Source organism: Pseudomonas sp. MPC6, assembly GCF_006094435.1.
In the GTDB taxonomy this organism is placed as follows: domain Bacteria; phylum Pseudomonadota; class Gammaproteobacteria; order Pseudomonadales; family Pseudomonadaceae; genus Aquipseudomonas.
This window is the reverse complement of the sequence record NZ_CP034783.1, coordinates 1,517,798-1,530,303: the sequence shown is the minus strand read 5'-3', so window position 1 is coordinate 1,530,303 and position 12,506 is coordinate 1,517,798. Positions and strand designations below refer to the sequence as shown.

General features: G+C 60.6%; 15 protein-coding genes. 8 read left to right on the top strand and 7 right to left on the bottom strand.

Translation table 11 applies throughout. The features are described 5' to 3' along the window. The first annotated feature begins 27 nt into the window (after positions 1-27). Together ELQ88_RS09130 and ELQ88_RS09125 are read left to right on the top strand one after the other, a co-directional pair. The gene (locus ELQ88_RS09130; protein WP_138964681.1) at positions 28-462 is read left to right on the top strand and encodes a hypothetical protein; all 435 of its coding nucleotides are present in this window, start codon (positions 28-30) and stop codon (positions 460-462) included. After that, entirely contained in the window at positions 462-866 is a 405-nt protein-coding gene (locus tag ELQ88_RS09125) for an META domain-containing protein (RefSeq protein WP_128869410.1), read from the top strand. The genes ELQ88_RS09130 and ELQ88_RS09125 overlap by 1 nt, the downstream gene beginning before the upstream one ends. Before the next feature lie 129 nt (positions 867-995). Here ELQ88_RS09125 and ELQ88_RS09120 read toward each other — a convergent pair whose 3' ends face one another. Next, positions 996-1,463 (bottom strand): TlpA disulfide reductase family protein, encoded by a 468-nt coding sequence (locus ELQ88_RS09120; protein WP_128869409.1) that lies wholly within the window; start codon positions 1,461-1,463, stop codon positions 996-998. A 114-nt stretch (positions 1,464-1,577) separates the two neighbouring features. On the opposite strand from ELQ88_RS09120, the gene arsC reads away from it, so the two are divergent. Genes arsC through ELQ88_RS09105 form a run of 3 tightly spaced genes read left to right on the top strand, consistent with a single transcriptional unit; the run spans position 1,578 to position 2,951 of the window. Beyond that, the gene (gene arsC, locus ELQ88_RS09115) at positions 1,578-1,931 is read left to right on the top strand and encodes an arsenate reductase (glutaredoxin) (RefSeq protein ID WP_128869408.1); all 354 of its coding nucleotides are present in this window, start codon (positions 1,578-1,580) and stop codon (positions 1,929-1,931) included. Beyond that, complete coding sequence (gene wrbA, locus ELQ88_RS09110) at positions 1,928-2,524, top strand: NAD(P)H:quinone oxidoreductase (RefSeq protein WP_128869407.1); 597 nt, start codon at positions 1,928-1,930, stop codon at positions 2,522-2,524. Before arsC ends, wrbA begins: the two co-directional genes overlap by 4 nt. A 1-nt stretch (position 2,525) precedes the next feature. After that, on the top strand, positions 2,526-2,951 hold the full coding sequence (locus ELQ88_RS09105) for a DUF2069 domain-containing protein (protein ID WP_138964679.1): 426 nt from the start codon (positions 2,526-2,528) through the stop codon (positions 2,949-2,951). Positions 2,952-3,069: 118 nt separating this feature from the next. On the opposite strand, the gene ELQ88_RS09100 is transcribed toward ELQ88_RS09105, so the two are convergent. Then, positions 3,070-3,744 (bottom strand): DNA-3-methyladenine glycosylase I, encoded by a 675-nt coding sequence (locus ELQ88_RS09100; RefSeq protein WP_128869406.1) that lies wholly within the window; start codon positions 3,742-3,744, stop codon positions 3,070-3,072. 54 nt (positions 3,745-3,798) lie between these two features. Next, positions 3,799-4,623 (bottom strand): tRNA 2-thiocytidine(32) synthetase TtcA, encoded by an 825-nt coding sequence (ttcA, locus tag ELQ88_RS09095; protein WP_138964677.1) that lies wholly within the window; start codon positions 4,621-4,623, stop codon positions 3,799-3,801. 282 nt (positions 4,624-4,905) lie between these two features. Here ttcA and ELQ88_RS09090 point away from each other — a divergent pair, with 282 nt between their 5' ends. After that, positions 4,906-5,508, top strand: coding sequence for a Yip1 family protein (locus ELQ88_RS09090; protein WP_017340184.1), 603 nt, complete (start codon positions 4,906-4,908; stop codon positions 5,506-5,508). Positions 5,509-5,669: 161 nt separating this feature from the next. After that, complete coding sequence (locus tag ELQ88_RS09085) at positions 5,670-6,164, top strand: SprT family zinc-dependent metalloprotease (RefSeq protein WP_138964675.1); 495 nt, start codon at positions 5,670-5,672, stop codon at positions 6,162-6,164. 133 nt (positions 6,165-6,297) lie between these two features. On the opposite strand, the gene ELQ88_RS09080 is transcribed toward ELQ88_RS09085, so the two are convergent. Both ELQ88_RS09080 and ELQ88_RS09075 read right to left on the bottom strand, forming a co-directional pair. Beyond that, positions 6,298-7,479 (bottom strand): CaiB/BaiF CoA-transferase family protein, encoded by a 1,182-nt coding sequence (locus ELQ88_RS09080; protein WP_128870223.1) that lies wholly within the window; start codon positions 7,477-7,479, stop codon positions 6,298-6,300. Between the two features lie 161 nt (positions 7,480-7,640). Next, a complete protein-coding gene (locus tag ELQ88_RS09075; protein ID WP_138964673.1) occupies positions 7,641-8,975 on the bottom strand; it encodes a dicarboxylate/amino acid:cation symporter in 1,335 nt (444 codons plus the stop codon). A 338-nt stretch (positions 8,976-9,313) separates the two neighbouring features. On the opposite strand from ELQ88_RS09075, the gene ELQ88_RS09070 reads away from it, so the two are divergent. Next, positions 9,314-10,312, top strand: a complete 999-nt coding sequence (locus ELQ88_RS09070; protein ID WP_138964671.1) for an AraC family transcriptional regulator — start codon at positions 9,314-9,316, stop codon at positions 10,310-10,312. 160 nt (positions 10,313-10,472) lie between these two features. Here the strand turns inward: ELQ88_RS09070 and ELQ88_RS09065 are convergent, their stop codons facing one another. Together ELQ88_RS09065 and ELQ88_RS09060 are read right to left on the bottom strand one after the other, a co-directional pair. After that, a complete protein-coding gene (locus tag ELQ88_RS09065; protein ID WP_138964669.1) occupies positions 10,473-11,819 on the bottom strand; it encodes an ATP-binding protein in 1,347 nt (448 codons plus the stop codon). Further along, on the bottom strand, positions 11,816-12,493 hold the full coding sequence (locus tag ELQ88_RS09060; RefSeq protein ID WP_128870227.1) for a response regulator: 678 nt from the start codon (positions 12,491-12,493) through the stop codon (positions 11,816-11,818). The genes ELQ88_RS09065 and ELQ88_RS09060 overlap by 4 nt, the downstream gene beginning before the upstream one ends. Positions 12,494-12,506 lie beyond the last annotated feature (13 nt).

Below are 12,506 nucleotides of genomic sequence, written 5' to 3'. Positions count from 1 at the left end.
AGCATGCCGCGCATATTTGGAGGACCCATGGTCGAACACGATTTCCGCTATAGCCTGATGAACCCGCAACACACCCTCACCGAATGCCGCGCCCTGGTACCGGGGCGATATCAAGTCACCGGCAACGGCGGCTCGATTCGCAATAACGACGTATTGGTGGTGACCCTCAAAGGCAGCAAGGACTTGTCCATGCGCCTGACCGTCGAAACGGTTCGCCACCTGATCAACCCGCCCGGCCAATGGGTTGCGGTGGCCAGTGGTCCGGTGTTCGGCGAACTGGCGATCCACACCTGGAAAGTCAACTGCGACAGCTGCGCCAAAGTGCTGAGCTTCGAATTCGCGGTCGACGCCAAGCTGGGCAACAAGGCCGAAAAGCCAGCCGCCACCGCGCGGATTGCCGAGTTGGGCTGGACCACTGTTGGCGAGAAGCACCTGTGCCCGACCTGCCAGGAGCCTGCGTGATGAAACGCCTTGTTCTGAGCGCCATGGTTGGCGCCAGCCTGTTGGGCTGCGCCGCCGAACCGGTGAAGTTGCAACAGAACCGCAGCTACATACTGGAGTGGATCGGCGAACGTCCGTTGATGGATTACAGCCACCTGACCATCACCCTCGGTGACGACGGCCGGGCCTATGGCAACGGCGGCTGCAACCATTGGTTCGCGCCGTACACCCTGGACGGCGACAAGCTGAGCTTCGGCAAGGTCGGCAGCACCCGCAAAATGTGTGCGCCGGCGTTGATGGAGCAGGAACAGCGTTTTCTCCAGGCGCTGGAAAATGTGCAGCGCTGGGATATTTCGCCGATCGACCAGATGCGTTTCTGGCCGGCCGAAGGCAAGCCGTTGCGCTGGTGGCTGGAAGAGGGTTGATCCGACGCCCCCCCCTGTAGGAGCTGGCTTGCCAGCGAAGGCGGCGGAACGGCCAACATATAGTTGCCTGACACACCGCATTCGCCGGCAAGCCGGCTCCTACAGGGGATCGCAGCTGCGCAACGACGATCAGTTAGTCGCCTGCAACGCCTCCAGCTTCGCCATCACCCCCGCCGCTGTCTGCTCGCCCATCAACTGTTCCCGCACCTTGCCCTTGTTATCGATGATATAGGTCACCGGCAACGCCTCACTGCGCGGCAGTTCGAACAGGTCGGCCGGGTCTTGCGCCAACACCGTGAATTTGATCCCCAACTTCTCACTGGCGCTTCTTAGCTCCTCGCCCTGGACATTGTCGAAATTGACCCCGAACACACCGATCTGCTTGTCCTGGAGCTGATCGGCCAGCGCGTTCAACTCCGGGATTTCGGTACGGCACGGCCCACACCATTCGGCCCAGTAGTTGAGCACCAGCCATTGCTTGTCCAGACGCTCGGCAGCGATTTTCCGACCGTTCTGGTCGATGCCATAGTCATTGCCACAGCCCCCCAGCACCAGCGCCCCGATGATCGCCAATGCCGCAGCCAGTCGTCTTGTCATGTCGTGATCCTTGTCAAAAAAAGAATACTGCCGCGTCCCATTGCCTCCCAAGGTTCTGGATTACGCGCTGCCCAGTTAGAATAGCCGCCACCTTACGCAAGATGCGACCCGCACATGACCGATCTGACGCTTTATCACAACCCGCGCTGCTCGAAATCCCGCGGTGCGCTCGAACTGCTTGAAGCCCGGGGCCTGGCGCCGACCGTGGTCCGCTACCTGGAAACCCCGCTGGACGCCGGGCAAATCCAGAGCCTGTTGACCAAGCTCGGCATCAGCGCCCGGCAACTGCTGCGCACCGGCGAGGACGAATACAAAACCCTCAACCTGGCCGATAGCAGCCTGACCGAGGCGCAATTGATCGCCGCCATCGCCGCGCACCCGAAACTCATGGAGCGACCGATTCTCGAAGTCGGCGACAAAGCCATCATCGGCCGGCCGCCGGAGAATGTGCTGGAGCTGCTGCCGTGAGCACACCCTATATCCTGGTCCTGTATTACAGCCGCAGCGGTTCGACCAATGAAATGGCCCGGCAGATTGCCCGGGGCGTCGAGCAGGCCGGTCTTGAAGCCCGGTTGCGCACGGTGCCGGCGATTTCTACCGAATGCGAAGCCGTGTCGCCGGACATCCCCGACGAAGGCGCGCTGTACGCCAGCCTCGACGACCTGAAAAACTGCGCAGGCCTGGCCATGGGCAGTCCGACCCGGTTCGGCAACATGGCGGCGCCGCTCAAATACTTCCTCGACGGCACCAGCAACCTGTGGCTGACCGGTGCCCTGGTGGGCAAACCGGCCGGGGTGTTCACCTCCACCGCGAGCCTGCACGGTGGCCAGGAAACCACGCTGCTGTCGATGATGCTGCCTCTGCTGCACCACGGCATGCTGATCACCGGCCTGCCGTACAGCGAGTCGGCGTTACTGGAAACCCGCGGCGGCGGCACGCCTTATGGCGCCAGCCACCACGCCGGGGCCGATGGCAAAAGCGGCTTGAATGAACATGAAGTGGCGCTGTGCCGGGCCTTGGGTCTGCGCCTGGCCCGCACTGCACAGAAACTGGAGAGCTGAGGTGGCCAAAAAGCCGAAGATACTGCCCTCCATCCAATGGCTGGAGCCGCGCGTACGCGCGATGCGAGCCGTCAGCCTGCTGTGTTTCCTCGGCCTGGTGGGGCTGCTGTGCGCCTACTACCTGGTCGTTGCCGACCTGCACGGCGCACGGCCCTGGGTCATTCTGCTGATCGAGCTGGTGCCACTGCTGTTGCTGGCGCCGGGCATGATCATCGGCAGCCCGCGCGGGCATTCGTGGATGTGCTTTGTGGTGAACCTGTATTTCATCAAGGGCGCATTGGCCGCGTTCGACCCGAACCGGCAGCTGTTCGGTTTGCTGGAGATGGGGGCGAGCCTGGCGGTGTTCTGCTCGGCGCTGTTGTTTGTGCGGTGGCGGTTTCAGTTGAATCGTCGGTTGGCCGGAGAAGGTGAGATCTCGGTCGCCTGATCTGGCGCTTTCGCGAGCAAGCCCGCACCACATTTGACCGTATTCGACATGAGAATGCGGTCAAATGTGGGAGCGGGCTTGGTCCGGGCGGCGTTCCGACGAAGGGCGCGCCTCGGTACTAATGATTCACGGTGTAAGCCAGCATCATCGAAATCTGGCTCATCGCCCGCCCGCCACTTTGTTCATGCCACTGATTGAACACATCCTGCACCAACGCCAGGTCCCGCTGGCTGGTCGGCACCTTGTCGACGATCTTCTGCGCATTCAACGCCGCCACCACGTCATAGCTCGGCACAAAGGTATCCTTGCCGACCATGCGCAAGAACCGCGGCGCCGACAACCCGCCCAACTGATGCCCGTGCTTTTTCAGGTAAGTCCACAGGCCGACGATATCGGTCACCGGCCAATCGGCGATCAAGGCGCCGAAGCTGCCCTGCTCATGCGCCACATCGAGGATGAACTGCGCATTGCGCGGCACGCTCTTGAGCTTGCCCAGGTGCCGGATGATCCGCGCATCCTGCATCAGGCGCTCCAGGTGTTCGGCACTCATCAGCACGACTTTTTCCGGGTCGAACTTGAAGAACACCTCTTCGAACGACGGCCACTTCGCGTCCACCAGGCTGTGCTTGAGCCCGGCACGGAACACGCGCAGCGCCATGGTCGACAGGTAGCGGTCATCACTGATCTTGCGCAATTGCGCCGGGGTCTTGGGAACGGGCAGATGGGCTTCCAGTTCAGCCGCTGAACCGAAGCGGTTCAGACAGTATTCGTGCAGCCACTTGTAATCGCGCATGCCCTCTCCTGAGGATTGAAATAGAAACCGACACCCGCTCCCACACAATTTGTGTCAGAGATTGACGACGTTGACGAACCGCGAAGCTGCGGTTTCGTCGATCTTGAGGCTGGTGAAATCGAACAGGTTGCGGTCCGCCAATTGCGACGGGATCACGTTTTGCAGGCTGCGGAAAATGCTTTCAGTACGGCCCGGTGTCTTGCGTTCCCACTCATGGAGCATGTCCTTGACCACCTGCCGCTGCAGGTTTTCCTGGGACCCGCAGAGGTTGCACGGGATGATCGGGAATTGCTTGAAGTCGGAGTAGGCCTGGATGTCTTTTTCGTTGCAGTAGGCCAGCGGGCGGATCACCACGTTGCGACCGTCGTCGGCCCGCAGTTTCGGCGGCATGGCCTTGAGCGAGCCATTGAAGAACATGTTCAGGAAGAAGGTCTCGACGATGTCGTCGCGGTGATGACCGAGCGCCATTTTGGTCGCGCCGATCTGGTCGGCGAAGGTGTAGAGCGTGCCACGACGCAGGCGTGAGCACAGCGAACAGGTGGTCTTGCCTTCCGGGATCAGCTCCTTGACCACCGAGTAGGTGTCTTTCTCGACGATGTGGTACTCGATACCCAGCGTCTTGAGGTAAGCCGGCAGTACATGCTCCGGGAAGCCCGGCTGCTTCTGGTCCATGTTCACGGCCACGATCTCGAACCTGATCGGTGCAACCTTCTGAAAGTGCATCAGCACGTCGAGCATGGTGTAGCTGTCCTTGCCGCCGGACAGGCAGACCATGACCTTGTCGCCATCTTCAATCATGTTGAAATCGGCGACAGCCTCACCGGCCTGGCGGCGAAGGCGCTTTTGCAGTTTGTTCTGGTTGACCGTGAGAGTGCCCATGACGCGAAATCCGTGAGGTGTGACGAAAAGCCGGCATTTTACGCAAAAACCCTTCCGGGGCGAAGTGGCCACCATCCCCTGGTGCCCACAGGGTTGATCGTGACAGACCCTTCAGCGATTACCCTTCGCTTTTACAGCGCGATTTGCTCTAAGCCCTCGGGTTAACTCCTTTCTATACTGCGACATAAGGTCGCATGCATATCCAGACCTTTCCTTACTCGGCCACCTTGGCCCGTAGGCGCTCCACTGGGGGGCGACGGTAAAACAAGAGGAGTGACTGGCATGATCCATCACGTAGTGGGGCTATTCACCCACCCTGACCAAGAATGGAAAGAAATTCGTGGCGACCAGGAGGAAAGCATCAGCCACATGTACCTGACCCACACGCTCATCCTGGCGGCCATCCCGGCGGTGTCGGCGTTTATCGGGACCACACAGGTCGGCTGGGTCATCGGCAATCGAGCGCCGGTGATGCTGACGACAGAGAGTGCGCTATGGATGACGATCATGTCGTACCTGGCGATGCTCGGCGGCGTTGCGGTGATGGGCGCGTTCATCCACTGGATGGCCCGTACCTATGATGCCAACCCGAGCCTGGCCCGCTGCGTCGCGTTTGCGACCTATACCGCGACACCGCTGTTCATTGGCGGCCTGGCGGCACTGTACCCGCACATGTGGCTGGGGATGATCGTCGGCACCGCGGCCATCTGCTACACGGTGTACCTGCTCTATGTCGGGCTGCCGACGTTCATGAACATTCCGTCGGACGAAGGGTTTCTGTTTTCGAGTTCGGTACTCGCCGTAGGCCTGGTGGTGCTGGTGGCCATCATGGCGTTCACCGTGATTGTCTGGGGACTCGGCGTGGGGCCGGTCTATACCAACTGACAAGGCTGTTTACCTAAAAACCAGATCTGCCAACACAGGCCGCCGCCAGGCGGCCTTTTAACGTGTTCAGGACAGTGAGCGGTGGTGACCATTCGGCGCCTGGACGATTCGCAAGCCCCGAGGGTTGCGGCATACTCGACGTCTCTGGAGATCCATCAAGCATGCCCGAGCACCTCAATACCCGCGTCGAAGACTGCTTCCAACAAGCTGAATCCTTTTTCAAACGACCCTTCAAACGCCCCGTGGTGAGCCTCAAGCTGCGCGGGCAAAAAGCCGGCGTCGCGCACTTGCACGAGAACATGCTGCGTTTCAATCCGCAGTTGTACCGGGAAAACACTGAAGATTTTCTTAAACAGACTGTGGCCCACGAGGTGGCCCATCTGATCGCCCATCAGTTGTTCGGCGACCGCATCCAGCCCCATGGCGAAGAGTGGCAATTGATCATGCGTGGCGTGTACGAACTGCCGCCCAATCGCTGCCACACCTACGACGTCAAACGCCGCAGGGTGGCCCGCTACATCTACAAATGCCCCTGCGCCGACAGCGACTTTGCGTTTTCGGCGCAACGCCATGGGCTGGTGCGGCAAGGGCGGCGGTATTTGTGTCGGCGCTGCCGGAGCACGTTGGTGTTCAGTGGGGAGATGCGGGTCGAATAGCTGGATTTGCGGTGCCTCGACTGGCCTCTTCGCGGGCAAGCCCGCTCCCACAGGATCTGTGTCGTACACAAAATCTGCAAACGACACGGAACCTGTGGGAGCGGGCTTGCCCGCGAAGGCGTCCTCGTAGTCGCTAAACAATCACCCCGGCACGCCGCAATTCTTCAATCCGCTCAGCGCCATATCCCAACTCCCCCAACACCTCATCGGTATGCTCACCCAGCGCCGCGCCGATATGTCGCGGCTCGGGCAAACCGTCCGAAAATTTCAACGGACAGGCCATCTGCGGTTGGGTCGAGCCGTCGGTGCGCGGCACTTCAGTGACCAGCTGCCGCGAGCGCAATTGAGGATGCCGAACCGCTTCGCCCAGATTCAATACCGGTTCGACACAGGCATCGAGCTCGGCGAACAGCGCGCACAATTCACCAAAGTCGTGTTTCTCGAATTCGGTCTTCAGCGCCTCCTTGAGTTTCTTCTGCTGCGCCGGTTCAGGCGACAAACCCAAGGCTGCCAGCTCCTCCAGCCCCAATGCCGTACACATTTGCTTCATGAACGGCGGTTCCAGGCTACCCACCGATAACCAGCGGCCGTCGCGGGAACGGTAATAGTCGTAGAAACTGCCGCCATTGAGCATCTGGTCGTCCCAGTGCGGCTCCGCGCCACAGGCCAGATAACCGGCGCCGGCCATGGCGTTCAGACTAAATACGCAATCGGTCATGCTCACATCCAGATATTGTCCTGAGCCGCTTTGTTGACGGGCGATCACCGCGGCCAACAGGCCTATCACCCCGTGCAAAGAGCCACCAGCGACATCCGCCACTTGCATGCCCAAGGGCAACGGCCCGCTGTCGGCGCGACCGGTGTAACTGGCCAGCCCTGCCAGCGCCAGGTAATTGATGTCATGGCCGGCGCGGTCCTTGTAAGGGCCGGTCTGACCGTAACCGGTGATCGACACGTAAATCAGTTTCGGATTGATCGCCTTCAAGGCTTCATAACCCAGGCCCAGACGCTCCATTACGCCGGGGCGGAACTGCTCCAGCACGATGTCGTAGTCCTGCAGCAATTGCTTGATCACCTCCAGCGCTTGCGGCTGCTTGAGGTCCAGCGCCAGGCTGCGCTTGTTGCGATTGAGGTAGGCGTGGCTGGCCGAGACACCCTGGTCATGGGGCGGCAGCACCCGCAGCAGGTCCATGCGGCTCGGCGATTCGATGCGCAACACCTCGGCGCCCATGTCCGCCAGCAACAACGAGGCAAACGGCCCCGGCAACAATGTAGAGAAATCCAGAATCTTGAGCGATGCCAATGGACCGAGCATGGGTCTTCTCCGTAAACGATCCCCCAAGACTAGGCAGCCATCGGCATTGCGGCAATCACCTTTTGCGTCAGTTGCGCTGACTGTTGCGCTCAGATCGCCGCCCACAAAAAACCCGCCGAAGCGGGTTTTTCATTGCAGCCTGAGTCGCGGTGAAGCGAGCGTTACTTGACGCCGTTCGGGGTTGGGCCTTCGGCCACGCCCAGGTCATCTTCTTCACGCTCGTCGGCGATGCCGCGACCACCGGAAGCCAGTTCGGCGTGCATCACATCGACATCCAGTTCCTTGACCCATTTGGCCACGACCAGGGTAGCCACGGCATTGCCCACCAGGTTGGTCAGGGCACGGGCTTCGGACATGAAGCGGTCGATACCCAGGATCAGCGCCAGGCCGGCAACCGGCAGATGGCCGACCGCAGACAGGGTCGCCGCCAGCACGATGAAGCCACTGCCGGTCACGCCCGCAGCGCCTTTGGAGGACAGCAGCAACACCACCAGCAGCGTGATCTGGTGAGTGATATCCATGTGCGTGTCGGTGGCCTGGGCAATAAACACCGCCGCCATGGTCAGGTAGATCGCAGTACCGTCGAGGTTGAACGAGTAACCGGTCGGGATCACCAGGCCTACAACGGATTTCTGCGCGCCCAGACGCTCCATCTTGATCAGCATGCGTGGCAGTACCGATTCCGAGGAGGAAGTCCCCAGCACGATCAGCAACTCTTCACGGATATAACGGATCACTTTCAGCACGCTGAAACCGTGGGCGCGAGCGATACCGCCCAACACCACCAGGACGAACAACAGGCACGTGATGTAGAAGCAGGCCATCAACTGACCCAGTTGCACCAGCGAGCCGACACCGTAGGCGCCGATGGTGAACGCCATGGCACCGAAGGCACCGATTGGCGCGAGCTTCATGATCATGTTGATGATGTTGAACATCACGTGGGCGAAACGATCGATGAAGTCCAGGATCGGCTTGCCATAGGCACCCAGGCGATGCAGGGCGAAACCGAAGATCACCGAGAACATCAGCACTTGCAGGATGTCACCCGTGGCGAACGCACCGACGATGGTGGACGGGATGACATTCAGGAGGAAGCCCACCACGCTTTGATCCGCACCGGCGGATACATACTGAGCGACTTTGGAGGCATCCAGGGTAGTGACGTCGATGTGCATGCCGGCACCGGGCTGCACGATATTGACCACCACCAGACCGACCAGCAATGCGATGGTCGAAACGATTTCGAAGTACAAGAGCGCGTAACCGCCGGTCTTGCCGACCGACTTCATGTTCTGCATGCCGGCGATACCGCTGACAACGGTGCAGAAGATGATAGGCGCGATGATCATTTTGATCAGTTTGATGAACCCGTCACCCAGCGGCTTGAGGGCCACACCCGTCTGCGGGTAGAAGTGACCAAGCAGGATGCCGATGGCGATAGCAACGATCACCTGGAAATACAGGGATTTATACAGTGGCTGACGAGTCGTCATTGCAAAGTTCCTCAAGAGCGTCCCGCGACAACCTCCATCTGTTGTCGACGACACCTCATTTGCGAACCCTCCTGCACTGGAGGGATTTGTTTTGTCGAGCTGCGCATCGGCAGGCATCTGCTGGTTGTATCGCAAGGCCCGTGCCACCTTCGGCGAAATGTCCTACAGCCTTATTACATCAAGGGTTACAGGTTTTTCCTGGACTCTGAACAGCCACAGCAGCGTGGCGGAATCCCGCCAATCGGCCAAGTCGCGTCCTGCAATTTGGCGGATATCCGCCTTGTTGATAGCCCGTGTGCCCCGCTACCATCCGCTGCTCACCGGACGGACCTGCCTCTATGCGCGAACGCACCATCGCCAGTCATTTCGCCCGCGCTGCCCTGGGAGGGGCGCGCCGGCGTGGGTACGACTATTCGAACCTGCTGCAGCGATTGGGGATCAGCGCCGAACTGCTCGACGAACCGCGCGCACGCATCGCGCCCGAGCAGTTCACCCGGTTGATCCAGGGATTGTGGTTGGCACTGGACGACGAATACCTGGGTTTCGGATCGGCCCCGAGCAAACCCGGCAGTTTCGCGATGATGTGCCATGCGGTGATCCACTGCCGCAACCTGGAAAGCGCGCTCAATCGCGGCTTGTTGTTTTACGGCCTGTTCCCCGGAGCTCCCCACCTGAGCCTGAGCCGCGAAGACGAATGGGTGCGCCTGAGCCTCGACGATGCACAGCTGTGGGACCCGGACCATTTCCTCAGCGAGAGCCTGCTGCTGATCTGGCATCGGCTTGGCAGCTGGATGATCGGCCAGCGCATCCGTCTGGAGCAGGCAACTTTCAGCTACCCAAGGCCCGAACACGGCGCGGAATACGATTTGCTGTTTTCCTGCCCGCTGCAGTTCAAGGCGGCGCAGAGCAGCCTGCTGTTTCACAGCCGCTACCTGAATATGCCGCTGTTGCAGGACGAGCGAACCCTCAAGCGATTTCTCGAACGGTCTCCCGCCGACCTGTTGTCGCGCCCCGACGACGGCGACAGCCTGAGTAGCCAGCTGCGGCGTTTGCTCAGCCGCGACCGTTCATGCTGGCCTGACATGGAATCGGTGGCGGCGCACCTGCACATCAGCCCGCAGACGCTGCGACGGCATTTGCGTGAAGAGGGTTCGAGCTTCCAGGAACTCAAAGACCAATTGCGCCGGGACATTGCGATTTATCACTTGGGGCGCGCGGATCTGTCGTTGCAACAGATTGCCGAGCAGCTGGGGTTTTCCGAGCCTTCGGCGTTTCATCGGGCGTTCAAGAAATGGACGGGGTTGACGCCTGGGGCCTACCGCGCCCAAGAGAATTGAATTTTCAAAGCCTATTACTTCGGTGTATTTGACGGCCCTTTCGCGGGCAAGCCCGCTCCCACAGTGTTTTTGGGTGCATATGGATCTTGCGTACACCCACTCACCCTGTGGGAGCGAGCCTGCTCGCGAAGAGGCCCGAAAGAACCCCGCAAGACTCAGGTCATACCACCGGAATCTGAATCCGGAACGCCGCCCCGCCCAGGGGTGAATCATCCAGGGTCAGCTTCGCGCTGTAGCTTTCGATGATGTCCTTGACCACCGCCAGGCCTATGCCCTGCCCCGGATGCTGGCGATCCAGGCGTTCGCCGCGCTGCAGAATCCGCGCGCGCTGATCCGGCGGCACCCCGGGGCCGTCATCCTCGACGCACAATTCGATCCCGTCCAGGATCTCGCACGCGCTGATGCGCACTTCGCCGAGACACAGGCGATAGGCGTTTTCCAGCAGATTGCCCAACATCTCCAGCAAGGCGCCCTGCTCGATCGGCACATAACACGGCTCCGACACATCGATGGTCACCCGCACCTGCTTGTCGCGATAAACCTTGTCCAACGTGTCGCAAAGGCTCTGCAATACCGGACGCAAGCGCACCTGATGTCGCACAAGTCCGCTTTTGCGCAGGCTGGCGCGCTGCAGCTGGTAACCGATCTGCTGGCTCATGCGCTCGATCTGGGTTTGCAGGACCCAGGCCTGATCGCGATCCGCCGGCCGCTGGGCCATGTCCTCGCTGACGCCTTGCAGCACTGTCAGGGGGGTTTTCAGGCTGTGGGCCAGATCATCCAGGGAATCGCGATAGCGGCTGCGCTGTTCGCGCTCGCCATGCAGCAAGCGGTTCAGGGAACCGGTCAGGCGCAGCAATTCGCTAGGGTGTTGTTCGCTGAGGCTGTCGCGGGTGCCGCTTTCGATCTCGTCCAGTTCCTGGCTCAGCCGGCGCAACGCCTGCAAGCCCCAGGTCAGACCGATCCACAGCAACGCCAGCAACACCAGCAAGGCCGCGCCGAAGCCCAGGTAAAGGTTTTCCCGCAGGCGTTTGAGGGTGATCTCGTAGTCGCGCAGCGGTTGCAGCGCGACAAAACTGAACGCCGCACTTTTGCCGTCGAGCAGTTTGACCTCGACGTCATAGACGAAGAACTCCTGGCCATTGTCTTCGCGAATCCTTGCGAACTCGTTACCGCGCCCGTCGTAACGCGGTGTGTAATTGATGTTCTCTTCAAGGGTGTCTTTCGAGCGCCAGACCACGCGACCTTCACGGTTGTAGATGTAACCGAGCAAACGGCCGTCGGCCAGGTTGAAGCGCTCGTCGGGCAATTGTGCCGGCATCTGCAAGCGGTTGTTCTCTACCCGTGCGGCGGAGATCAACGTGGTGACGTCCGACGCCAGACGCTGCTCTATGGCGTCCTGCAATGCCAGGCTGAACGCGCCCTGCATCGCCGGCAGCAACGCGAGCATGAACAAAACCGCCAGGGTCGTGGCGGCGAGCATCAGTCGAATTCGAAGAGAACTGATCAAGTGCAGCGCTCATTGAACAGATAACCACGGCCCCGCACGGTATCGATCGGCTTGAAGCAGGCCGGTCCCTCCAGTTTTCGGCGCAGACGGCCGACCAGCACCTCGATCACGTTCGGATCGCGCTCGTCGTCGTCCGGATACAACTGTTCCATCAAGCGGTCCTTGGGCACCGCCTGTTGGTGATGGAGCATCAGGTACTCGAGAATCCGGTATTCGAACGCAGTCAGTGCCAGCGGCTGACCATCGAGGGATGCCTGCTTGCGATTGAGGTCCAGCAGCAGCGGCCCGGCAACAATGGTCGACTGGGTGAACCCGCTGGAGCGACGGAGCAAGGCATTCAGCCGAGCGTCCAGTTCTTCGAACTGGAACGGTTTGACCACATAGTCATCGGCACCGGCCGCAAGGCCTTCGACCTTGTCCTGCCAGTTGCCGCGTGCGGTGAGGATCAGTATCGGAAAGGTCTTGCCCTGCGAGCGCAGTTGACGGATCAGGTCCAGCCCGCCCATGCCCGGCAAGCCGAGATCGATCACCGCCAGGTCATGGTTGAATTGCCCGGTCTGATACAGCGCCTCGGTGGCGTTGGCCACGGACTCGACCACATGGCCGCTATCCGTCAGGCGGGTTTGCAGGTGATGGCGCAACAGCGCTTCATCTTCGACGACCAGCAGTTTCATAACGCCCTCCCGG

Excerpts from the sequence above, each read along its gene's own strand:
- ELQ88_RS09085 (WP_138964675.1), top strand. The coding sequence starts at position 5,670 with ATGCCCGAGCACCTCAATACCCGCGTCGAAGACTGCTTCCAACAAGCT.
- ELQ88_RS09130 (WP_138964681.1), top strand. The coding sequence starts at position 28 with ATGGTCGAACACGATTTCCGCTATAGCCTGATGAACCCGCAACACACC.
- ELQ88_RS09080 (WP_128870223.1), bottom strand. The coding sequence starts at position 7,479 with ATGCTCGGTCCATTGGCATCGCTCAAGATTCTGGATTTCTCTACATTG.
- ttcA (WP_138964677.1), bottom strand. The coding sequence starts at position 4,623 with ATGGGCACTCTCACGGTCAACCAGAACAAACTGCAAAAGCGCCTTCGC.
- ELQ88_RS09120 (WP_128869409.1), bottom strand. The coding sequence starts at position 1,463 with ATGACAAGACGACTGGCTGCGGCATTGGCGATCATCGGGGCGCTGGTG.
- ELQ88_RS09090 (WP_017340184.1), top strand. The coding sequence starts at position 4,906 with ATGATCCATCACGTAGTGGGGCTATTCACCCACCCTGACCAAGAATGG.
- ELQ88_RS09075 (WP_138964673.1), bottom strand. The coding sequence starts at position 8,975 with ATGACGACTCGTCAGCCACTGTATAAATCCCTGTATTTCCAGGTGATC.
- arsC (WP_128869408.1), top strand. The coding sequence starts at position 1,578 with ATGACCGATCTGACGCTTTATCACAACCCGCGCTGCTCGAAATCCCGC.
- ELQ88_RS09060 (WP_128870227.1), bottom strand. The coding sequence starts at position 12,493 with ATGAAACTGCTGGTCGTCGAAGATGAAGCGCTGTTGCGCCATCACCTG.
- ELQ88_RS09070 (WP_138964671.1), top strand. The coding sequence starts at position 9,314 with ATGCGCGAACGCACCATCGCCAGTCATTTCGCCCGCGCTGCCCTGGGA.
- ELQ88_RS09100 (WP_128869406.1), bottom strand. The coding sequence starts at position 3,744 with ATGCGCGATTACAAGTGGCTGCACGAATACTGTCTGAACCGCTTCGGT.
- ELQ88_RS09125 (WP_128869410.1), top strand. The coding sequence starts at position 462 with ATGAAACGCCTTGTTCTGAGCGCCATGGTTGGCGCCAGCCTGTTGGGC.